Annotated in this window: 21 protein-coding genes and 3 pseudogenes; 13 read left to right on the forward strand and 11 right to left on the reverse strand. The window is 58.8% G+C overall.

Annotation, left to right across the window (positions count from 1 at the left end; translation table 11 throughout):
• Positions 1–17: 17 nt before the first annotated feature.
• Positions 18–191, forward strand: coding sequence for a DUF3606 domain-containing protein (locus ACFLEY_RS13190; protein ID WP_011088855.1), 174 nt, complete (start codon positions 18–20; stop codon positions 189–191).
• A 66-nt stretch (positions 192–257) separates the two neighbouring features.
• Here the strand turns inward: ACFLEY_RS13190 and ACFLEY_RS13195 are convergent, their stop codons facing one another.
• Positions 258–443, reverse strand: a complete 186-nt coding sequence (locus ACFLEY_RS13195; protein ID WP_028174439.1) for a hypothetical protein — start codon at positions 441–443, stop codon at positions 258–260.
• A gap of 331 nt (positions 444–774) precedes the next feature.
• Between ACFLEY_RS13195 and ACFLEY_RS13200 the strand changes: the two genes are divergently transcribed.
• On the forward strand, positions 775–969 hold the full coding sequence (locus tag ACFLEY_RS13200) for a hypothetical protein (protein ID WP_161534046.1): 195 nt from the start codon (positions 775–777) through the stop codon (positions 967–969).
• 309 nt (positions 970–1,278) lie between these two features.
• Complete coding sequence (locus ACFLEY_RS13205) at positions 1,279–1,752, forward strand: GNAT family N-acetyltransferase (protein WP_171901112.1); 474 nt, start codon at positions 1,279–1,281, stop codon at positions 1,750–1,752.
• 532 nt (positions 1,753–2,284) lie between these two features.
• Here ACFLEY_RS13205 and ACFLEY_RS13210 read toward each other — a convergent pair.
• Positions 2,285–3,349, reverse strand: coding sequence for an IS110-like element ISBj4 family transposase (locus ACFLEY_RS13210; protein WP_039184009.1), 1,065 nt, complete (start codon positions 3,347–3,349; stop codon positions 2,285–2,287).
• A gap of 551 nt (positions 3,350–3,900) precedes the next feature.
• Between ACFLEY_RS13210 and ACFLEY_RS13215 the strand changes: the two genes are divergently transcribed.
• Positions 3,901–4,467 carry a hypothetical protein gene (locus tag ACFLEY_RS13215; RefSeq protein WP_060908350.1) on the forward strand — a complete coding sequence of 189 codons (567 nt, stop codon included), beginning with the start codon at positions 3,901–3,903 and terminating at the stop codon, positions 4,465–4,467.
• Positions 4,468–4,668: 201 nt separating this feature from the next.
• Here the strand turns inward: ACFLEY_RS13215 and ACFLEY_RS13220 are convergent, their stop codons facing one another.
• Positions 4,669–4,902, reverse strand: a complete 234-nt coding sequence (locus ACFLEY_RS13220; protein ID WP_060908349.1) for an integrase core domain-containing protein — start codon at positions 4,900–4,902, stop codon at positions 4,669–4,671.
• A 144-nt stretch (positions 4,903–5,046) separates the two neighbouring features.
• Between ACFLEY_RS13220 and ACFLEY_RS13225 the strand changes: the two are divergent.
• Positions 5,047–6,481, forward strand: a pseudogene (locus tag ACFLEY_RS13225) (IS1182 family transposase).
• Positions 6,482–6,576: 95 nt separating this feature from the next.
• Here ACFLEY_RS13225 and ACFLEY_RS13230 read toward each other — a convergent pair.
• Positions 6,577–7,599: a methyltransferase gene (locus ACFLEY_RS13230; protein WP_060908348.1), complete on the reverse strand. Its 1,023-nt coding sequence runs from the start codon at positions 7,597–7,599 to the stop codon at positions 6,577–6,579.
• 347 nt (positions 7,600–7,946) lie between these two features.
• Here ACFLEY_RS13230 and ACFLEY_RS13235 point away from each other — a divergent pair, with 347 nt between their 5' ends.
• Positions 7,947–8,195: a hypothetical protein gene (locus tag ACFLEY_RS13235; protein WP_027545907.1), complete on the forward strand. Its 249-nt coding sequence runs from the start codon at positions 7,947–7,949 to the stop codon at positions 8,193–8,195.
• A 98-nt stretch (positions 8,196–8,293) separates the two neighbouring features.
• Here the strand turns inward: ACFLEY_RS13235 and ACFLEY_RS13240 are convergent.
• Together ACFLEY_RS13240 and ACFLEY_RS13245 are read right to left on the reverse strand one after the other, a co-directional pair.
• Positions 8,294–8,963, reverse strand: a pseudogene (locus tag ACFLEY_RS13240) (SOS response-associated peptidase).
• Between the two features lie 262 nt (positions 8,964–9,225).
• Complete coding sequence (locus ACFLEY_RS13245; RefSeq protein ID WP_060908347.1) at positions 9,226–10,254, reverse strand: IS110 family transposase; 1,029 nt, start codon at positions 10,252–10,254, stop codon at positions 9,226–9,228.
• Between the two features lie 183 nt (positions 10,255–10,437).
• Between ACFLEY_RS13245 and ACFLEY_RS13250 the strand changes: the two are divergent.
• Together ACFLEY_RS13250 and ACFLEY_RS13255 are read left to right on the forward strand one after the other, a co-directional pair.
• A pseudogene (locus tag ACFLEY_RS13250) lies at positions 10,438–10,500 on the forward strand (hypothetical protein); the annotation flags it as partial.
• Between the two features lie 39 nt (positions 10,501–10,539).
• Positions 10,540–11,274 carry a choice-of-anchor tandem repeat GloVer-containing protein gene (locus ACFLEY_RS13255; RefSeq protein WP_129557357.1) on the forward strand — a complete coding sequence of 245 codons (735 nt, stop codon included), beginning with the start codon at positions 10,540–10,542 and terminating at the stop codon, positions 11,272–11,274.
• Positions 11,275–11,413: 139 nt separating this feature from the next.
• Here the strand turns inward: ACFLEY_RS13255 and ACFLEY_RS13260 are convergent, their stop codons facing one another.
• The 3 genes from ACFLEY_RS13260 to ACFLEY_RS13270 all read right to left on the reverse strand — a co-directional run bounded on the left by ACFLEY_RS13260 (position 11,414) and on the right by ACFLEY_RS13270 (position 12,995).
• On the reverse strand, positions 11,414–11,716 hold the full coding sequence (locus ACFLEY_RS13260) for a hypothetical protein (RefSeq protein ID WP_060908346.1): 303 nt from the start codon (positions 11,714–11,716) through the stop codon (positions 11,414–11,416).
• 717 nt (positions 11,717–12,433) lie between these two features.
• Positions 12,434–12,625: a hypothetical protein gene (locus ACFLEY_RS13265; RefSeq protein ID WP_082755303.1), complete on the reverse strand. Its 192-nt coding sequence runs from the start codon at positions 12,623–12,625 to the stop codon at positions 12,434–12,436.
• 163 nt (positions 12,626–12,788) lie between these two features.
• Positions 12,789–12,995, reverse strand: a complete 207-nt coding sequence (locus ACFLEY_RS13270) for a hypothetical protein (RefSeq protein WP_060908345.1) — start codon at positions 12,993–12,995, stop codon at positions 12,789–12,791.
• Positions 12,996–13,269: 274 nt separating this feature from the next.
• Between ACFLEY_RS13270 and ACFLEY_RS13275 the strand changes: the two genes are divergently transcribed.
• The gene (locus ACFLEY_RS13275; RefSeq protein ID WP_211434543.1) at positions 13,270–14,208 is read left to right on the forward strand and encodes a metallophosphoesterase; all 939 of its coding nucleotides are present in this window, start codon (positions 13,270–13,272) and stop codon (positions 14,206–14,208) included.
• Between the two features lie 256 nt (positions 14,209–14,464).
• A protein-coding gene (locus ACFLEY_RS13280; protein WP_085967151.1) for an IS3-like element ISRj2 family transposase occupies positions 14,465–15,594 on the forward strand; the annotation gives its coding sequence in 2 pieces (ribosomal slippage) (positions 14,465–14,717 and positions 14,717–15,594; 1,131 coding nt in all).
• Between the two features lie 78 nt (positions 15,595–15,672).
• Here ACFLEY_RS13280 and ACFLEY_RS13285 read toward each other — a convergent pair.
• The gene (locus ACFLEY_RS13285) at positions 15,673–16,071 is read right to left on the reverse strand and encodes a CDP-archaeol synthase (RefSeq protein WP_211434592.1); all 399 of its coding nucleotides are present in this window, start codon (positions 16,069–16,071) and stop codon (positions 15,673–15,675) included.
• Between the two features lie 214 nt (positions 16,072–16,285).
• Between ACFLEY_RS13285 and ACFLEY_RS13290 the strand changes: the two genes are divergently transcribed.
• The 3 genes from ACFLEY_RS13290 (at position 16,286) to tnpB (ending at position 18,859) form a co-directional block, all read left to right on the forward strand.
• Positions 16,286–17,224, forward strand: a complete 939-nt coding sequence (locus tag ACFLEY_RS13290; RefSeq protein ID WP_097532616.1) for a metallophosphoesterase — start codon at positions 16,286–16,288, stop codon at positions 17,222–17,224.
• Positions 17,225–18,158: 934 nt separating this feature from the next.
• Positions 18,159–18,557 carry a transposase gene (locus ACFLEY_RS13295; RefSeq protein WP_082757112.1) on the forward strand — a complete coding sequence of 133 codons (399 nt, stop codon included), beginning with the start codon at positions 18,159–18,161 and terminating at the stop codon, positions 18,555–18,557.
• Entirely contained in the window at positions 18,554–18,859 is a 306-nt protein-coding gene (gene tnpB / locus ACFLEY_RS13300; protein WP_396604300.1) for an IS66 family insertion sequence element accessory protein TnpB, read from the forward strand. Before ACFLEY_RS13295 ends, tnpB begins: the two co-directional genes overlap by 4 nt.
• On the opposite strand, the gene ACFLEY_RS13305 is transcribed toward tnpB, so the two are convergent.
• The gene (locus ACFLEY_RS13305) at positions 18,834–20,918 is read right to left on the reverse strand and encodes a recombinase family protein (protein ID WP_396604299.1); all 2,085 of its coding nucleotides are present in this window, start codon (positions 20,916–20,918) and stop codon (positions 18,834–18,836) included. The genes tnpB and ACFLEY_RS13305 overlap by 26 nt on opposite strands.
• Between the last annotated feature and the right edge of the window lie 212 nt (positions 20,919–21,130).

Below are 21,130 nucleotides of genomic sequence, written 5' to 3' on the forward strand. Positions count from 1 at the left end.
AAGCGAGGAATTGTCCGATGGACAATCTGACGAAGCGCGAGCAGCCGGACCGCAGCAAGATCAACATGGACGAGGCCTTCGAGGTCAAATACTGGACCCATGCGCTCGGCGTGTCGAAGGAGGAGCTGCAAAAGGCCGTCGACAAGGTCGGCAATTCGGCCGCGGCCGTCCGCAAGGAGCTCGCAGGGTAGGGCATGTCGCCGACAGCATCGTGCGCGAGCGCCATGAGAACAACGAGACGTGAACTCCGCGTCCGGCTACTTGACGCTGACGAACATGCCCCAGACCGCGGCCAGCGCCGCGCCGGTGAAGACGACCACCGGATTGTCGCAGAACGTGCCGCCGTAGCGGCACACGTCCGCGCCGAACTGGCCGAGCTCGTGATGGCTCGCGGAATAGAACAGTCCCGATAACCCCAGCAGTGCGGCGGCGACGTAGTACATCGGCGATCTCTCCGAAAACCTTTCCGGTTGCGCCCTCCTGGGAGGGCATGTCCCAGCCTGACGCGAACAGATTTCATTCCGCCAAATCCGATTTGCTGCATTTGAATAAAGTTTGCTCCGTCGGGCAAATCACTGGCATGATGGCAGCATCGGGCATTTTCCAGCGAGCCCCGCATGGCCGCTTCTCGCCCTTGCGGACTTCAGCCGTTGCGACTGCGACGCCAGCTCTTGACCCCGAGCAGAATAGGTAAGCCCGCCTCGGAAATTTGAATTCATCCCGGGAACAAGTTGCAATTCTGTGCGTTAGGTGGCGTCGTTGGGGGAAACCATCGTGCCGACCGCCGAGTACTATTTGAAGCAAGCCGAAATCGCGTCCCGGATGGCTCTAGCAGAATCCGACCCGGAAAAAGCGAGGGCCATGCATATCCTCGCCCTGGAGTATTACGACAAGGCCTACCTTGCGCAGGTCCAGGAAGCGTCGCCACCGCAGCCAACCAGCTCGGCCAACATCATCCAGAGGCAGTGAGAGCGCGATCGTTGACGGTTTCGGATCTCGCCTCTTGGGGCCCTTCGCGCACATGGTGGCCGACGGGCGGATGTTCCGCCTTGTCATTCCGCCAAATCCGATTTGCTGCATTTAAATAGAGTTTGCTCCGTCGGGCAAAACACTGGCATGATGTCAGGATTGCCACAGCGCGTAGGATGGGTAGAGCATTTGCGAAACCCATCGCTCGGTCCCACCCGATGAAGACGATAGCGGCGTGCTCGGTCACATGCAGCGGATGATGGGTTTCGCTGCGCTCTACCCGTCCTTCGGCTTACCGGAGAAAGCGCGATGATCCGTCGTGCCCACGCGTCAGATATCTCTCGGGTGGCCGCTCTCTATCACGCGGTTTGGCACGAGACCCAGGCTCCCTTCATGCCCCACGCAGAAATTATCCGTCGGTCCATGGAATTTTTCCTGGAAAGGATGACGGCACTCCTGCATTCGACTTTGGTAACGGAGTTGAACGAAGAGGTCGTGGCGTTTTCGGCGTGGAGAGGCCAGCTTTTGGGCCAACTTTTTGTGGCGATGCCACATCGAGGGACGCGCGTTGCGTCAAGTCTGCTGACAGCCGCTGAAATTGAGATGGCCAGGGGAGGCGTTGCCGAGGCAGAACTGCACTGTGTCGTCGGCAATGAACGTGCGCGCCGCTTCTACGAGCGCATGGGCTGGCATTACAAAGCGGACATAATGGAGCAGGTTGCCGGTGAGCACGGGCAAACCGATGTTCCGTTCTGGTGCATGACCAAGGTTCTCACCATCTAGCACACGTCCATCGACCGCTCTCGAGAGCCCCGCGTGGCCGCTTCTCACACTTGCGGACTTGGCCGCTGCGACTGCGACGCCAGCTTTTGACCCACATGTATGGTCCGGCCGTGCGTAGCAAGAGGTTCGTCGATCAGGTGGTGTGGTCTTGCATCAATGTATCCGGCCTTTGATTGGAGCATTTTCTCCGGGCCATCATGGATATCAGCGCGCGTGCGTTCTCATTAGCGGACAGGCCTCGATTGGGCCATTTGGGTCACCAGTGTTCGCATGCGCCGGGAAGACCGAACCTCCATCTCGTCTCATCCTCTCGCAGACCTCGGCTGGAACCTGTTGATGGGGTTACGTCATCGCTTGCTCCTCCTACCTCGCAGTTCCTGTGTTCGAGCCAGGGGCCGTTCCTTCGTCCCGGCCCGCAGGACGTGCGTCGCGTCGCGCGCACGGGCGGTCAAGGCCGGCCGTTGCGCTTTGCTTGCGGCTGGCTCCGGCGTTGCCAGGCCGCGCCTTGACCGCGCCGAGCACGGCGCGACGATCAAGCGGGTCGGACGCCTGCATCGTTGGTCCTTGTCAGCTCGAAGGCGCGTCCTTTAGCCAGCACCGCCCAGGCGATGCGGGCAAGCTTGTTGGCGAGTGCGATCGCCAGCACGTTGTGGTGCAATCGCTTCTTGGCGGCTTCGATCCAGGATCTGAGTCCGTAACGTTCCCAGTTCTTGATCCTGACCAGCACCACCCATGCCGCCTGGACGAACAGAACGCGGAGGTAGCGATTGCCGCGCCTTGAGATTTTGCCGAGGATCGTGCGGTCTCCCGTCGAGATCTGCTTGGGCACCAGCCCGAGCCAGGCGCCGAAGTCACGGCCTTTGGAGAAGACGTCTCCAGTGCCGATCGCGGCCACCATGGCGCTCGAAATGATCGGCCCGATGCCAGGCACCGTCATCAGGCGCGAACATGCCTGATCTTGACGGGCCAGTGCTTCGATCTCGCCGGAGAGCCTATCGATGCGCTGATCCAGCCGACGCCAGTCGCCTGCCAACTCCTCGATGACACACAACATGCGTGGCGACAGGGCATCGGTGCGCGTCGCAAGGATGGTGGGCAGTTCTGTGCGCAGGAAGCCGATACCCTGGCGCACCGCGATCCCGCGTTCCAGCATGAAGGCGCGAATCTGGTTGATGATGCCGGTGCGTTGCGACACCAGCCGCTCGCGCACCCGATGCAGCGCCTGCAGATCCAGTTGCTCCGCGGTCTTGGTCGCCACGAACTTCATCGTCGGGCGCTGCACGGCTTCGGCAATCGCTTCGGCGTCATTGAAGTCGTTCTTCGGTCCTTTGCTATAAGGGCGGACATATTTGGCCGGCATCAACCTGGCATCGTGACCTAACGATGCGAGTTTGCGGCTCAAATGATGTGCGCCGACGCAGGCTTCCATGCCGATCAGGCAAGGCGGCATATTGGCGAGCCGCGCCTCGACCTGGCCACGCGACCACTTTTGCCGCAGCACGACGGCGCCGCGCGTATCGTGGCCCACGACGTGGAACGAGTTTTTGCCGATATCGATGCCGATCACGGCGATCGCGGTACTGGGTGTCTGGGACATGGCGTGCTCCTTGTCTTGGCGCCCCTGGCCAGCTTATCGCTGGCGGGGCAGGAGCACGGCCGGACCATCCCATTAGCGGATATTACGGATATTGGTGGCTGCGGAAATCGACGTCGCTCAATGCTCACCTCCTGAGTTGCAAGCGGAACGACGCAAAGCATGAAGAGCGGCACAGAGTCGCTGCGGCCATGTGCACCGTGCTTCGTTCGGACAGCCGGAGAAATTGCATTTTGCATAGCGCATTCGGTCAGGATAGCTGACGGTGCGCGCTGCGTTTTCTGGGCATGACGCTGACGTCCGCCGCGTTCCATGCTATTATGTTCATATTCCAGGTCGTTCGGCTGAGCCTTGTATTGAGGTCAAAACCGATGATTGGAGCCACCATCCCCACTTCGTCAGTCCAAGGCGAAGCATCATGAAAGCATGATCACGTTGACGCTCGGCGCCGGCGTGCAACTCGATTTGACAGGAGAAAGCATACGCAGGTCGATTTCAACTCGCGGCAGTTCACGGCGGAGACCTGAACCGCCGCTTGATCTAAGGAGGCACTCATGAACTTCATCAGCGTGCGCAGAGTCCCCACATTCACCGCAGCGATGAGACTCACCAAAGCAACGGCCTTTGCTGCAGCGCTCGTGTCCTTTGCCCCCGCCTCTGTCGCGGGAGAGCCGATTGAAAAGAAGGGGACTACTCCTTATGTGACGCACTTTATTTTTCGGCCCTTGATGAGCATTGACACCGCCGAACTCGGCAAGGCCACTACGCTGGAGGCGGTCGGGACCACTCAAAACATGAAGGGGGAGAAGATGCTGGACAAGATGTCAGCACGCTGCGTGGCGCTGAACGTCGCGTCCGGAGACAAGAAATACATTGACGGAGCTTGCGTGCTCGCCGACAGCGACGGCGACAAGATTTTCTCGACCTTCGATACTCGAGACCTCGACAAGGCCCAGCCGAAGATGGATTGTGGAACGCATATCATCACCGGCGGCACCGGTAAGTATAAGGGCATCACCGGAAGCGAACCATTTGCGTGCATAGCTATGCCTGCGTTGGCTGGCTCTGGCGACTATTTTGCGATGGACATCCCGCACAACACGTCCTGGGAAATCAAGTGATCCTGAACCCGATGTCGCCGTAAAGATGGTGTTGAGGCGGCCATCAATCGCTGAACGAGAGCCTAGCCCACCACAGCTGGGCTCTTCTTCTGTTCATGATTTAGGTCAGATGGTCCGCTCCTGTGATTACGGTGACAGTGCTGGACTGCACCCCTGAAGTGAGACACGATAATTACAGTGACAGTGGGGTTGTCACGCGCGTTACCGCACGTTGTTTTGCGCGAACGCGGTTTCGAACTCAAGAGGCGACTGATATCCGAGCGCCGAGTGGAGGCGCTCCTTGTTGTAGACCTCCGCGATGAAGCTGTTGATGTGGCGGCGGGCGTCGCTGAGGTCGGCAAAGGCTTTGCCGTTAATCTGTTCGGCCTTGAGTGTTTTCATGAAGCTTTCAGCCTTGGCGCTCCGTCGGGTAAAACACTGGCATGATGGCAGCATCGGGCATTTCCAGAGAGCTCCGCATGGCCGCTTCTCACCCTTGCGGACTTAGCCGCTGCGACTGCGACGCCAGCTTTTGACCCTGGCTGTGTGAAAACGCCGCTGCTTTGCTATGATTCCCTCGTGATTCTGCGGGGGAAGCTGATGAGACGCTTCGTTGAGCAGGCGGATCGTGGGCAGCGGACGCATTGCCCGAATGCCTCGATGATTTCATTGACGAGAGCAACCCTGTTCGCGTGATCGACGTATTCGTCGATGCGCTCGATTTGGCCGAGTTAAGCTTCGAGGGAGTGGAGCCGGCGGCGACCGCTCGGCCATCATACCATCCCTCGGTTCTCCTGAAGCTTTACATCTACGGCTATCTGAACCGGGTGCAGTCGAGCCGACGGCTCGAACGAGAGGCCGGACGCAATGTCGAGGCCATGTGGCTGCTGGGCCGGCTCACTCCCGATCACAAGACGATCGCGGACTTCCGCAAAGACAATGGCTTGGCGCAAGGTATGTGCACGCTTCGTCGAACTCTGCCGTGAAATGGGTCTCCTCGCGACATCGAGCGTCGCCATCGATGGCAGCAAATTCAACGCGGCGAACAACCGGGAACAAGAACTTCACGCGGGCGAAGGTGGAGCGGCGGCGAGCCCGGCTGGAGGAGAGCGTTGCGCGCTATCTGAGCCAACTTGACGTGGCCGACCGGCAGGAGCCGGCGGAGGCGCTGGCCGCCAAGGTGACGAGGCTGACCGAGAAGCTGACGAAGCTGAAGGAGGAAATGGGCAAGCTTGCTGTCTACGAGAAGCGGATGCTTGCTTCGCTGGATCAGCAAATCTCCCTAACTGATCCCGACAGCCGCTCGATGGCAACCAGCGGCCGCGGCTCCGGCGTCGTCGGTTACAACGTGCAGGTCGCCGTCGACACCGAACATCATTTGATCGTGACGCACGAGGTGACGAACAGCGGTTCAGATCGGGCACAACTCACCAATATGGCCAAGCAGGCGAAGGCTGTTCTAAAGACCGAGACACTCGAAGCTGTAGCCGATCGCGGCTACTTCAACAGCCCGGAGATTCTCGCGTGCCACGAGGCCGGCATCACGGTAACGCTGCCTAAGCCGCAGACGTCTGGCGCCAAATCCGAGGGGCGCTTCGGTAAGCAGGACTTTGCGTATTTGCCAGGGGAGGACGCCTATCGCGGTCCAGCTGGGGAGCGACTGCCGTATCGCTACACAAACGAAGAAGACGGCAAGATGCTGCGGCGTTACTGGACCACAGTCTGTCAAAATTGTTCGCTCAAATCGCAATGTACGACCGGGCCAGAGCGGCGGATTACGCGATGGGAGCATGAGCATCTGCTCGAGGCGGTGCAGCAGCGACTCGATGCAAACCCACAGGCCATGCGACAGCGTCGCGAGACAGTCGAGCATCCGTTCGGCACGATGAAGGCTCGCATGGGAGCGACACACTTCCTCACCAAAACCCTCCCAAAAGTAGCCGCCGAGATGGCACTCTCGGTCCTGGCCTATAATCTGACGCGAGTCTTGAACATCGTCGGGAGCAAGCAGCTGATGGCTGCGATCGTAGCCTGAGACCAAGCCGGTCCTAGCTTCTCACCGACTTCCCCAGGGAACGGTGTTTTTACACGACCAAGACCCACAGCGGACATCCGTCAAACGTCTCTCGCTCAAGCCACCACTGCTTCGAGGATGCTTGCCGCTGAATTGGTGGGCACGACCCTCGTCAGGCGAAGACCGGCTTTGCCAAGAAGTGATGCATACTCGGACTCCGTTCTTTCCTGCCCTCCCAGCAGCACCAGCATTGCCATATCGAGCATCTTTCCCTGATGAGCTGCATCGCCGGATGGAAGAACCATTTCGACGACAAGCAGCCGTGCGTCGGGGGGCATTGCCTTGCGGACGTGGCCAAGGATCGTGAGACACTGGTCCTCGTCCCAGTCATGAATGATGTGCGAAAGAATGTAGGCGTCCGCCCCGGCAGGGACGCTCTGGAAAAAATCACCAGGCACTATCGTCACCCGGTCGCTTACACCCCGGGCAGTTAGCAATGCCGGCGCGTCAGTCACGACATGCGGACGATCGAACAGGATGCCGCGCGGTCCATCATGACGGGAAAGCACAGTGGCCAGCATGTTGCCGGTCGCACCGCCAACGTCAACGATGGTCTTGAAAGCCGAAAATCCATATGCAGCAGCGACGGCAGGAGGTTCCTGATTATGGAGGCCGATCATTGTCTCGCTAAATAGCGATGCCTGCTCTGGATGATGTGCGAGATATTCGAAAAATGGCATACCGTGCGCTTTGTCAAAGCCTGGTTTGCCCGTTTGAACAGAGTATTCCATATAATCCCAAGCACCGCGCTGCCAGGCACTCCCGAAAACAAGCAGGGACGATCTTGCAGAGCCCGGCGCACCGGTCTTCAGAGCCTCGCCCAAGGTAGTCAACGCAAAACGCTGCGCCGATTGCTCTGTCAGGATGCCCAGGCTCGCTAGAGTGCGCATCAATCGATGCAGTGACGGTGCATGCACCTGCATCGGACCAGCTAGTTCCGAAGCGCTCTTCGGCCCAGATGCGAGCTGATCGGCTAGTCCCAACTTTGCAGCGACGCAAACGGTTCTTGAAGTAGCCGCCGCTCCCATTTGGATCAATTGGATGTGCGGCGGCAGCTGTTCAGGAGTATTGGCGGTCATGGCAATTCTCCAAAGCGAAAACAACCAGCATACACGGCTGCCGGGTCGCCGACTACTTCCGCCCGTGGTCCTTGGCGGACGTGGTGGCCGACGGTGCGGATGTTCCGCTTTGTCTCCAGGCGGCCATCTGCAACGTGGCGGCCCCGACGAAACACGCCTGAAACAATCCTGAAACCCGATTGTCCTGAACTCCTTTTCCGTCGGCCTCGACCAACCAAAGGAGACAATCATGATCCAGATCGGTTCGAAGGAAGAAGTCGCGTTCCTGTTGGCGCTGTTCGGCACCCACACCCAGCCGGTCAAGCGGCCGAAGCCGAAATCACAGCAAGGCTGAAGGCGCTGATCCCATGCCCGGCTTGGCCGAATGCCAGAGCCTCTTGCGGCTCCTGATCGCAAGGGGAGATCCGAAGGCCATCCCGATCGCCAAGGGCGCCATCGATCAATATCTGAACACGGCGCCGGTCAGCGCCCGCGGGCGCGGCCTGCGTGTGCTCCAGCGCGATGCGCTCGACCAGCACGACCTCGCGGTCGGCGTGCAGCGCTCGTTTGCCGAAACGGTGGACGCTTATATCGAGCGGAAGCTGGCGGAGGAGTAGGGACGTCCGCGGCCAATGTTCCCGCATATCACCCGTTGCTCCAATACTGCCGCGCTCGCTGCCATCGAGGCGGGGCCGGCGATCTGCACTTGGGCCAGCTATCCCACACCAATAGCCGCCACATCTTCCTTATCGGCTCCGCGAGCCACGATCGTTAACCGCTCGTCGGGGAGGGGCCGTTGCAGCGCCTTGGCTTCATCCCACCGCGCCCGCCAAACGTCGCGCTCCTCGTTTGTAGTTAGTATCACCGGCATCGCCTTCGGATGAATCGGCTCGACGATCGCGTTCGGCGTCGTGGTGAGGAAGCCATAGACCTGATGCGGTCCGGGAATCGGCTTTGACTTCGTGCCGCGGTCACCGTTGAAGGTCGTCCAGATGCCGGCGAACGCGAACAGCGGTCGTGCCTCGGCGAGTGCAAGCCACACGACATCTTTCTTCTTCGTCTCCTGATTGGGCTCCGGCGCATATTCGGCAAAGCTATTAACCGGCACGAGGCAGCGGCGCTCCGGCTTGAGTCAAGCGCTAATGCGGTGACGAGGTGTTGCGAATGTTGGTCACAGGCGGGCCACCAGTGCGCGGCGGCGGCGGCATGCCCCATCGCATCATCACCAGTTCGCGTTCGCCGTTGCCTACGTCCCGGATGACTGGCGCAGGGTAATCCGGAAACACGCCCGGCATCGGCGGCAGGTTGCCTTCATAACGGCGGACGATTCGGAAGAGGTCGGCGATCGCGGCCTGGTTGGTGGCGATCGAATAGAGATTGCAGATGTGGACGGCCCCCCACTTGTCAGGATTGTAGCAGACTTTTGGCCAGATCGCTTGCTATCAGATGTCCGGCCTGTTTGCGCGGACAAAGCCCGCTGGCCGAGATGGTGTTCGCTACGCGCGCTCCAAGCACATGGGCGACATTCTTGTTGCCAGTGTAATCTTCGGAAGCTCGCGCGTATCGACCGATCGGTCCTTCCATCTACTGCGTCCTGCAAGTTCGTGGGCAATCCGCCGAGCAACCTGCTCGCGGGCCGATTTCAGATCAAGTCGGCATGACGGCTACCGGCTGCTTGTACACGCCGCCCGATATCATCAAGCGCCAAGCGATGCGGGCAAACTTGTTGGCCAAGGCCACCGCGACCAACTTTGGCGGCTTTCGCTCGAGCAGCGAAGCGAGCCATGGTGTGGGCTTATGACGGCCCTTTCGAATATGCCTCAGCAGTGCGGTCGCACCGACGATCAACGTCGATCGCAGTATAGAATCTCCAGCCTTTGTAATGCCGCCAAGCCTTTGCCGGCCGCCAGTTGAATGATCCTTAGGTGTCAGCCCGAGCCACGCCGCAAAGTCGCGACCCGATCTGAAGGTCTCGGGCGGCGGCGCTTTCATGCTTAGCATGGACGACCCAATCGGACCGACGCCGGGAATCGTCGCGATCCGCCTGCTGACATCATCGTCGCGGTGCCACCTCATCAGCTTGGCTTCGATCTTTGCCAGGCGGGCTTCGACCGCGGCATATTCCTCTGCTTGGAGTCGGAAGAGATCCTTTGCCATTTCCGGCAAGCTGTCATCCTCGAGTACCCGTTTGATAAGTTGCGCGACATTCTGCCGACCGGCGGGGCCGACGATGCCAAATTCAGCCGCATAGCTCCTGAAAGCATTGGAAAGCTGCGACTTCACGCTGACCAGGCGTTCCCGCACAGTCATTAACATGCAGGCCGCCTGCCGTTCCCTCGATTTGATCGGTACAAACCGCATACTCGGCCGGGTGACCGCCTCGCACAGCGCTTCGGCATCGGCCGCGTCGTTCTTGCCGCGCTTCACGTAAGCCTTCACGTACTGAGGGGGGATCAGCTTCACCTCGTGACCGAACGACTGCAGCAGGCGCGCCCAATGATGCGAGCTGCCGCAGGACTCGATGGCGACGAGAACCGGTGGAAGCCGCTCGAAGTAGCGGATCATCTCGGCTCGCCGGAACTGGCGGCGGACCACCACCACCTCATTCTCATCAACACCATGAAGCTGGAAAACCGACTTGGAAGTGTCCATACCGATGCGAACAGGAAGATTCATCAGACTTTCCTCTCATCTAGTTGTGACGCTGACAGCGCCATAGAACCGTGGGGATGAGAGGCCGTCCACACCAGCACATAACTGCCTACTTGGAAGGTCTGACACTTGGGACTCTAGCGCTCTTCGTTTGGGTGAACCCCCACTTGTATGGCGTGATGCTCTGGGACTGCGCGTCCTGAACTCATCCCCGATACTTCTGGATCGCTCTATGGCACGACAACAGGCCAGGGCGGAGCGGATGCCGGCATCGTCTTCAAGCTGAGTCCCGGCCAGGAGGGATGGACGATGACGGTCCTCCATCGTTCTGCCGGTGACAACGACGGGGCCTATCCGAACGGTGGTCTTGCGATGGACCGTACAGGCGTACTTTACGGCACGACGAGCGGCGGCGGGAAGGATGGGCTTGGCACCGTCTTCAAACTCACTCCAACTGATCACGGATGGGAGGAATCGGTGATCCAAACATTTCGGCAGTTGGATGGTTCAAATTGCTTTGGTGGATGCCTACCAATGGCGGGACTGACCTTTGGCACTGGCGGAACGCTGTATGGCACGACAGGCGGCGGCGGCAAATTTGGCGGGGGTGTCGGGTTTTCGCTGACGCCATCTGTCAGCGGCGAGTGGTCCGAACAGGTGCTCTATCATTTCAAGCGCGAAGTTGGCGATGGCCAGGTCCCGAACAGTCGGCTCGTTGTCGGGGAATCCGGCGCACTTTACGGCACGACCAAATCCGGGGGCGACAAGCCCGATATGAACGGTTTTGGCACGGTCTTCAAATTGGTCCCTACACCGACAGGCTGGCGTGAGGTCGTGCTGCATTGTTTTACGGGATCCGCCGATGGCGGAAGGCCGACAGGAACATTGATACGCGACGCTTCCGGAAACGTGTTTGGCACGACCGAAGGTGGCGCAAGGAGCGGTGTCCAACGACGGTACAGTATTCAAGATCGCTGCCGCGGGCATGTTCGGAAGTTAATCCGAGGTCGCCTATTGGGCCCTTCTCAGACTCGCGAAAGGTGAAATCCGATGTCTGCTTCTGAGTTAGATGCGGCAATCGCAGTACGCGCGCGTAGCGGACGTTTCAGCTGTCCCGAGTCGTCCAATGGGCCACTTCTTCCAAGGCATCTGATGTGCGAACGGTAGCAGCCTTCAGATCAGGTCATTCATTGCCTTCAGCCTGAACCTGCGGTTTCTTCGGGCTCTGAAAGCTCTCGCTCAGCGACGCCAGTGCAGTCTTCAGCTCGTCAGGGATAGATGTGAGATCCTTAAACTCATCGAAGGCATGCGCGACGCGCTCATTCGCTGATTTCTCGAACGGTCCGAACCCTTCAGAAATGCGCGCTCCCGCGCCAAGATCGCTGGAGGCGCCCATTGGCACGAGCAAGAGGAGTGCAGTCCCGACGATGCCGATTTTGCGGATGCGGGGGATCGGCGGCGGCTCCACGAGGCGGTCGTTGGCCATGGTCGTTACCTCAAGGCGTACTGTGCCGCCATCATGCCGCTCGTGGCGCACAAACGGTAGACCGTGCGCGTACCATTAAGAGGTACTCAAAGCAGGGGCGGTTTCTTATCTAGCTATCAGAGAAGAGACGGCCAGAATTTCTTGCAGAGGCCCCGATCAGCATGGCAAACAATGACCGTGATTCCCTTTCGAAGCCGCCGCACATTCCTAGGCTGGCTCACAATCTTAGGCGCGTCAGCCGCGAGCGTTTTCGCGTTTGTTGCCGTCGCAAAGTTCTTGGCCTGGCCAGATACGCCTCGCGCGACACCGCGCTATGACGGAGTATCTCAAGCAATCGAGGTGATCGACGGCGAGACCGTAAGGATTGAAGGTAGGACCTACCGTCTTGTCGGCTTTAACACTCCAGAAACGGGCGATCTGGTTCGTTGCGACGACGAGCGGAAAAGAGCGGATGCCGCTACTCATTGGCTGAAAGCTCTCATCGCAACGAGCGATGCGCGCTTAAGCCGCGTCGCTTGCGCATGCAAACCGGCTCTGGAGGGTACAAAGCTCTGCAATTACGGGCGCCTTTGCGGAGTGCTAACGGTCGCCGGGCGCGACGCGGCTCAGATCGTGATTAAAGAGGGGCGTGCCGAGCCGTATGTATGCAGCGGGACGACTTGCCCGCGGCGCAGATCGTGGTGTGGCTAACGTAAGATCGTATTCGAGCGGAGGTGGTCATTTCGGGGCGACCATAATCGGTGGCGGCTCAGCCGCGCTCAAATGTATTCTCATTGCAGCTTGTTCTTCGGAAAGCCTCTTTTCGAGGTATTGCCGTTCAACCTCACTCAACTTGGTCTTGAGCAAGCGCCGATACCGATCGATGTTGTTCTTATGGGGCCGTAGACGAGCAATTCTTTCTTCGGTCATCGTCCATCTCCCGACGGGCGTAGTCGCAATTATTTTCTGTAAAAATGAAGGGGTTAACCCCACCTCGATAGTGGCAGCCCAAGCAGTCCGGTCAAGATGAGAACGCGACTAGTCGCCCAAAGGCAGAGTTCTGCCATAACAAAGCATACGCGATTGCTGCTCGTCAAAAATGCTTGGCAGCAAGAAGCCCGAGCAGAACTGTGCCCGAGACGACGGATACTGCGACCATATTAATCAGGTTTCGCGTGGCACCGATAGCGTCGGTGCCGAGGAGGATGGCAACGAGCGCGCTTTTGATTTCTTGCGTTTTGACGTTTGTGGCGTTGTTTTGTAGGCATTGCATTTCAGAGATGGCGGGCCAGGCCGCCATGCGGCCTGACCCTGGCGCTTCCCTGTCGGGATTTGTCCCCGATCTGCAGCCACCATTGCATGCTCGCGGACGAGAAGGCTTAAGGGATCTGGTAAACCAAAGCGGACCGGAGCTGATGGCTTATGAATTCACGATGTCTATTGCGCGGAAAGGAGAGCCAGGCTTTGCCATCTCGGTGACTATATTAACCGAGGCCTGCTCAAGGCAGCGTGAAACCGTGCGCCGGTACCGCAAGTCTATGGAAGGTCGAGCCGATTTCGGAGGAAGTTGTTCCATGGACGAAGTGATCTTGCGCAAATTGGAGGAGCGTCTCGGACCGCTCCATGCCAGACAGCGATTGGGTATCGAGACGGACCACGAGGCACAAATCTTCGGCCGAGGCCTCCTCTCCTTTCACATAAGGAGCTGGTATCCAGTCCATTCGGTCATTCGAACTGCACTTAAGCTGACCGGTCTCTACTGGCGGGGACACCGAAATACAGGAAGCATTCTCGTCAAACGCAATGATGTTATATTCAAGGAGTTGCCACCGCTTTTCGACGGCTTCACCATACTCCACCTTAGCGACATGCATGTGGACATGAATGAAGCTGCCATGCAGCGCCTGATCGAACTCGTCGGCGACATGCGCTACGATCTATGTGTTCTAACCGGCGACTATCGGGGGAAGAACTTTGGACCGTTCGAGGCAACCTTGAACGGCGTCGCACGACTGCGAGCTCATCTAAAGGAGCCCGTTTATGGAGTTCTGGGCGACCATGATACCATCCAAATGGTTCCGGGGCTGGAGGCCATGGGAATACGTATGCTGCTCAACGAGAGTGAGGCGATTGTGCGCGGCGATCAGCAAATCTATCTAGCCGGGATCGATGACGCCCACTGCTTCAAGGCCGACGATATCGAAAAGGCTGCATTGCAAATCCCGTATGGCGAGTTCTCCATTTTATTGTCACATACACCGGAGATCTATCGTCAGGCGGCTCATGCCGATTTTAAGTTGTTGCTGAGCGGGCATACGCACGGTGGGCAGATCTGTCTGCCAGGATCTATTCCGATCATACTTGATGCAGTATTGCCTCGACGGATGGGGGCAGGAGCTTGGCGGTATCACGACATGGCTGGTTACACCTCTGTGGTGGCTGGATCGAGCGTCGTTCCTGTTCGTCTCAACTGTCCACCAGAAATCACCTTGCACTGCCTTCGTTCGGGCTAACGGGGGCTAATATGGTTCGTCGCGCAGGTGGGCTCGGAATAGAAAACGAGACAGAAGTAGCGCGCCGATAAAAAAGATCCCGATGCCAAGCGCTATGTCTGCGATCGTCAATGAAAGCGCGTCGCGGCATGCCAGCATCGGAAATAGGGATTCGGGAACCTGATCGAGAGAGCTGGCCCCGCAAATTCGGACAGTAGCTTGAGTGGATTTTCTGCCTGACAGCGGCGAGGATTCTTGCTGCGAATCAGGAGCGAAGATGACGAAGAAGAGCCGCCGGACGCATTCTCCGGCATTCAAGGCGAAGGTTGCTTTGGCTGCGGTCAAAGGCGACAAGACACTGGCGGAGCTGGCGCAGCTGTTTGATGTTCATCCGAACCAGATCACGATCTGGAAAAACCAGCTCCTGGAAGGCGCCGCCGGCGTGTTTGGGCATGACAAGACATCGGCCGAGACGCCGGTCGATTTGAAGGCGTTACATGCCAAGATCGGCGAGCTGGCGTTGGAAAACGATTTTTTGTCCGGCGCGCTCACCAAGGCGGGCCTGCTGAGCGCAAAGCGATGATCGACCGCGATCATGATCTTTCTATCGTGCGCCAGGCGAAGGTCCTGAAGCTGGCTCGCAGCACGGTCTACTATGAACCTCGGCCAGTTTCGGCCGAGGACCTTGCCTTGATGCGTCGGCTCGATGAGCTGCATCTCGATTATCCCTTCGCGGGAGCGCGTATGCTGCGATCGTTGCTGCGGCGGGAGGGCGTATACGCCGGTCGCCGCCACATCGCGACGCTGATGAAGCGCATGCGGATCGAGGCGGTCTATCGTCGCCCGAACACGAGCAAGCCGGCTCCGGGTCACAAGATCTACCCGTACCTGTTGCGCGGATTGAAGATCGAGCGGCCCGACCATGCGTGGGCAATGGACATCACCTACATTCCGATGCGGCGTGGCTTCGTCTATCTCGCGGCGGTCGTCGATGTGTTCAGCCGACGGGTCCTGGCCCATCGCGTCTCGATCACAATGGAGGCGGCCTTCTGCGTCGAAGCGGTCCAGGAGGCGTTGGCGAAGCACGGCAGGCCCGAGATTTTCAACACGGATCAGGGCAGCCAGTTCACCAGCCTCGAGTTCACCGATGTGCTGCTGGACGCGAAGATCGCCATCAGCATGGACGGCAAGGGCGCCTGGCGCGACAACGTGTTTGTCGAGCGGCTCTGGCGCACGGTCAAATACGAAGAAGTTTATCTCCGCGCCTACGACAGCGTGTCCGAGGCGCGAGCGTCAATTGCCAAGTATCTGGCCTTCTACAATCAGGGACGCCCTCACTCGAGCCTTGACGGGCGCACGCCCGACGAGGCTTACTTCGGCACGCAAGCTATGGTGATGGCCGCATGACCGTCGCCGACGGTTTTGTCGTCGCTCTGGTCGGGCTACGCCCTCCCGACGCAACGACAAAACCGTAAAGCCCCGCGTTCAGCATAACCCGGCAGGAATCCACTTAAATCCAGCGGGGCGCTGTCCAAACAACCGGGGCCAGCTCTCGAGCCCGAGCGCCTGGCTGCTCGGCGGGTAGTTTAGGCGGCGCTTCACGAAACTGGAGAACAAATCGCCCGCCATAGTCGCGCCCGCTACGATTGCACCGATCGTCAGATCCAGACCGATAAGCGGGGCGCTTGCTGTCGTGATGAGGACTGAAATCAAAATACCGCGGATGGTTTTCGATGGCCCAAACAACGGCCTCCCATCAAAAAATACGGTGCCGGTATCCAGCGGAAAGGAAAAACGTGGGCCAAAAATCTTCTTTGCAACGATCGGTGCGCCGTTCGCTAACGTCATTAAAACTAATAATTGCAGAATATGCAGAAGTTGCATTTCTTCAGCTTAGCTTATAGTTGCTCATCCTTGAAGCCGTCGCTGCTCGGCTGCGCCGACGTGATCGAATAGCGATGCAGTTTGCTGCAGTGCACGAGCCAAATGACCCAGCGCGACATTCAATGGAAGCGTGGGAATTAGCCACTGTCGGGTTGACCTTGGCCTCATGAGAATTCGCCATATCTGCCCGGAGGCCGTTCGAAAGGACTAGCTGGTGGACGAAGACATTCTGCACAAACTCGAGATCCGTCTCGGGCCGCTCCACGCCCGGCAGCGATTGGGGATTGAACGAGATCACGAAGCTCAGGTATTTGGCCAGGGCCTCACATTTTTTCACCTTGAAAACTCATCTTGGGCCGAGTGGATCATTCGAAATGTTCTGAAGGCAACAGGGCTCTACTGGCGTGCACGACAGAACGCAGGACGCATTCTCGTCAAACGAAACGAAATGAGGTTTAAGACATTACCGCCCCTCTTTGAGGGCTTCACCATTCTGCACATTAGCGACCTTCACGTGGATATGAATGAAGTTGCCATGAGCAGGCTCATCGAGCTGGTTGGCAGCATGCAGTACGATGTGTGTGTCCTTACTGGCGATTATCGGGGGCGGACTGTTGGGCCGTTCCAGCCCGCGCTGGATGGCGTCGCGCGAGTGGCAACTCATCTGAAACAGCCAATCTATGCGGTGCTCGGCAACCACGATACGATTCAAATGGTCCCAGGGCTTGAAGCTATGGGCATTCGCGTGCTGCTCAACGAATGCGAAACAATCGTTCGCAAGGACCAACGGATCTATCTGGCGGGAATCGACGATGCACATTTCTTCAGAGTGGACAACATCGAAAAGGCCGCTCTCTCGATACCCCGCGGTGAGTTCTCGATCTTGTTGTCTCACACACCGGAGGTCTATCGTCAGGCTGCGCATGCCAACTTTGATCTGATGCTGAGCGGACACACCCACGGCGGTCAGATTTGTCTCCCCGGATCCATTCCCATCAAGCTCGAGGCGGTGCTACCAAGACGGATGGGGGCTGGGCCTTGGCAGTACAGAGATATGACCGGCTATACTTCCGTTGGTGCGGGCTCGAGCGTCGTTCCCGTGCGCATCAATTGCCCGCCGGAAATTACCTTGCACAGTCTACGCCGCGGCTGACGCTGACCTCATACGGTTCATCACGTACATGAGCCTGAAACAAGAGTCAGGAGGGAAGTAGCTCGCCGACTAAAAATACCCCAACACCCGAGGCAGCTCTCGGCAACGGAGGCTTCCTTCTAAACCGGCCCTATGTCACCGGTGACGGGGAGAATGGCAGCGTGCTGCCTGACATTTCGTTTCGAAGTATTTCCTGCTTTCCCACGCTGACGCCGTTTTCGAAACGAGGCGATCGAACAAGTCATAGGCCAATGTGAGGTTGGTCCTGCGAACAGCTCCTCCACGGCACGAAAGTGCGATGAATGGGGCGCTGTCATTCAACTCGCAATCTGCTCAATGCATAAGTCTCTTCTGGCCCGAACGCGAAGCACAGACCGGCTCTGAAATCGTCCGGTTGTCGCGGTAGACCACAGGGCTTTGCGCGCTTTGTTTGATTGTTGGTTGTCTTGTATTCGACCGGGCAGAGGCCTGCGCGGTGGCGAGTTCGCAAAGTGGTGTGATGTGGTTGCACCAAGACGCGCCCGTCCTGAACGGATTGGATGCCGCTGGCGATCTCAACCAGCTTGGGAGCGGCGTTTTCCGGATTGGCTAAAGGGCGAGCTGAAGTGTATTTCATGGTGGCGAGCAATACCATTGCGTCGCCGTGACTGACCAACCGCATCGGCGGTGTTAGCCTTCGATCACGCTACTTCGGCTCTTGCTTGCCAGCCAATTCGCGAGCAGCCAAGCTAAGCTCCAGCTCTCTAAGCTGTTCGACCAACTGCTCCACGATCTCTTCACAGTCAGATGGCGTCAGTGAATGCACGCCGCGCAATGCCAGTTGGTTCTGGAGGATCGTAAGCGGAGCTTTTCTCCCATTTGATTGACTGGTTTCGCTTCGGCTTTCGCTCTGCGATCCTTGGCTTGTCAGAGAGCCGAGAGGAGACTGAAGGCGATGGAACAATCGGGGGAGGAAGCCGAAGCTGCTGGCTTTGTGGGGAAGCTTACGCGCCGGACGCGTTCTGGAGGCCGGTTATGGTCTGCGGAGATCAAGGGGCGCGCTGTTTTCGAGAGCATGAAGCCCGACGCCCGGGTATGTGATGTCGCACGGCGTTATGGTGTGAAGGCCCAGCAGTTGACGACGTGGCGCAGATTGGCGCGTGCTGGCCGGCTCGCATTGGTCACGGACGACGCGGCGGATTTCGTGTCGATCGAGCTGAGCGATCCAGTGGCGTCAGGCAAGAGCGAGGGGCCCGTCGAGATTACGATTGGCAAGGTTTCGGTCCGCCTGGATGCGGACGTGTCGGCGGTGCGGATCGCGGAGATCGTGACTGCGATCGAGCGCGGCGCATGATCATTCCGGCGCAGGGACTGCGGATTGTGCTTGCTGTGCGTCCTGTTGACTTCCGGTGCGGGCACGACGCGCTGGCCGGTCTTGTGCAAAACACGCTTGGGCTCGATCCGCATTCGGGCCTGATCGTGGTTTTTCGTTCGAAGCGCGCCGACCGGCTGAAGATTTTGCTATGGGACGGCACGGGCCTCGTTTTGGTCTACAAGCGCCTTGGCCGCGATGGTCGTTTCGAGTGGCCGCAGATCAGCGACGGCGTCATGCATCTGACGCGCGTGCAGTTCAATGTTGATGCCCCTCCTTGTTAGGCTGACAGATTCTTAGATCAAGTTGCGCGATGACGTGGTTTCGAAGGTCTCCGATGGCGTGAAGAACGGATGGTGTATTCGGGAAGAGATAGGCGCCGCTGGGCTGGCGATCAATTAGCAAACGCTTGGTTCGGATCTGAACATAGAGCCAGTTTACTGGAATCTCGAGCCTTCGGGCCAGTTCGGGCGGGCTGAGGTATGAGTCGTCATGCTCCCATCGGCTGCGCTGGGCAGTTACCTTGATGGCGGCGGCACGACGGAGCCGCCCAACGGTGATAGGCAGCACCTTATCGGCGCAACGGGGAGAGCGGTGACCTTCCCGAGTAAGGATTGTGGCGATCTTGTCGTCTGGGACGCCGTCGCGAGCGAGCGTCAGAAGGCGTTCCCGCATCTCTGTGCCTCGCGTCAATCTGGTGACGGAGTTGACGCTCATCTTCACTTCGAGCTCCGTCACGGCGCCTCCCCGCCAGACGATCCTAGCCAGGGCCAAGTCGCGCTCACCGCGGTCGAGAACGACCTTTTCGATGAGACATCGCAACAACGCCTTGCGATGCGCATCCGAGATAGTCTCGTCACCCCATATCTGCGGGAGGCGGCCGGTGAGGCTGATGACCTTGTCGTTGAGCTCCTTGCTTATGGCCACTTGTGTGATGGCTTTGGGCGGCGTCTGTCGGGCAAGCGCCTCTTCGGCGGCGCGCACGTCGTTTAGCGCCGCTTCCCATCGACGCTCGAGTTCCGAGGCGACCAACCGATTATCTGGATCAGCTCGGTTGAACTGCCGTTCGGCGAGCGCCGCCGTGTATCGCTTGCGCTCGAGCTCTCGTTCTGCACTGGAGCGTAGCGCATTGTTCGTCTGCTGCTGCACCCGGCGGGAGCGCGACAAGGCATCGAGTTCGGCCGGCGCTAGTGCGGTTAGGAATGCGTCGCCAACGGCTGCATCGATATGGGCGGCGCGGATGTGTTGGCAGGTTGGCTGACCTTCCTGGGTACGCAGGTGATTGCATACATATTCGCCGCCGCCCTTGTAGCGGACGTACATCTTATGGCCACATCGTGCGCACCAGGCAATGCCGTGGAGCAGGAGCTCGCCATTGCGAGGCGCGCCGCGGGTTTTGATGCGCATGTATTCGGCTCGGTTATCTCTGATGACGGATCGGATTTTTTCATAAATTGGCCAGTCGATATAGGCTGGATATCGATCTTTAACGACGATCCGCCACTCCTCCATCGGCCGCGGAGCCTTTTGTGGCAGGGCCCCCTCCCGCTTCGGCGGCCGGAAGCGGGTTCGTCCATAGACAAAGGCGCCCGCGTATGCGGGGTTCTTCAAGATCGCCGCGACGGCAGCCAGCGTCGCGCGCGTCCAGCACAAATCGCCATATCGATCACGACGCGGCAGTTCCAGGTCACGCTCGTTCAACGCTCGCATGACCTTGGCAACGCTGCGCAGCTGCAGGAATAACTGGAAGACGAGACCGAGCCGCCCTTGCACGGCCATGTCGGGATCCTTAACGACCACACCGCTCGGGTCCCGCATCAGCCCGATTGGCAGCATAACCGCAAGTTCGCCGCGTTCGGCTTTGGCCAGCAGGCCGGCGGTCAGCCGGCTGCGGATCGTATGTAGCTCAAGCTCGGAGATCGAACCCTTCAGCCCGAGAAGCAACCGTCCGTTGGGAGTGCCCGGATCATAGACACCATCGCGGTCGGCGATCAGGCAGCCACGTAGACCACAGATATCCAGGAGCGGATACCAGTCGGTACAATTACGCGCCAAGCGGGTCACGTCGATCGACAGGATGAGTCCCACTTCACTCAGGCCAACACGGCCAACGAGTTCCTTGAAGCCGTTACGCTGTGCTATAGACGCGCCGCTCAACCCGAGATCGGCATCAATCACGTCGATGGCCGCCTCACGCCATCCGAGTTCGCGGGCGCGCTGGCGAAGCGCGTATTGAAGGCGCAGGCTCTCCTGATTGCTTACGACCTGATGGGGCGTCGACTGCCGGATGTAGACTACGGCTTTGCGCGCCAAGTGGCTTGGTGTGACCAGCTCGGACTTCATGAGGGATCTCCGCCAAAATTGCGGCGACGTCTTCGACGATCTGGCGTCGGAGCGCGGGCGTCAGCGTCGACCAAAGATCGGCTGGATCCATGCTCATGTGCGTCGGGACAATCCGCTGTCGATAAAAGCTCGAGTAGAGCCTCCATACTCAGCTTAATCTGATTTGCCTCTTGCTCATAATATTCGATTGCGGTTGCTTGAATCAGAAGACT

Source organism: Bradyrhizobium sp. YCK136, assembly GCF_044570075.1.
Lineage (GTDB): Bacteria > Pseudomonadota > Alphaproteobacteria > Rhizobiales > Xanthobacteraceae > Bradyrhizobium > Bradyrhizobium diazoefficiens.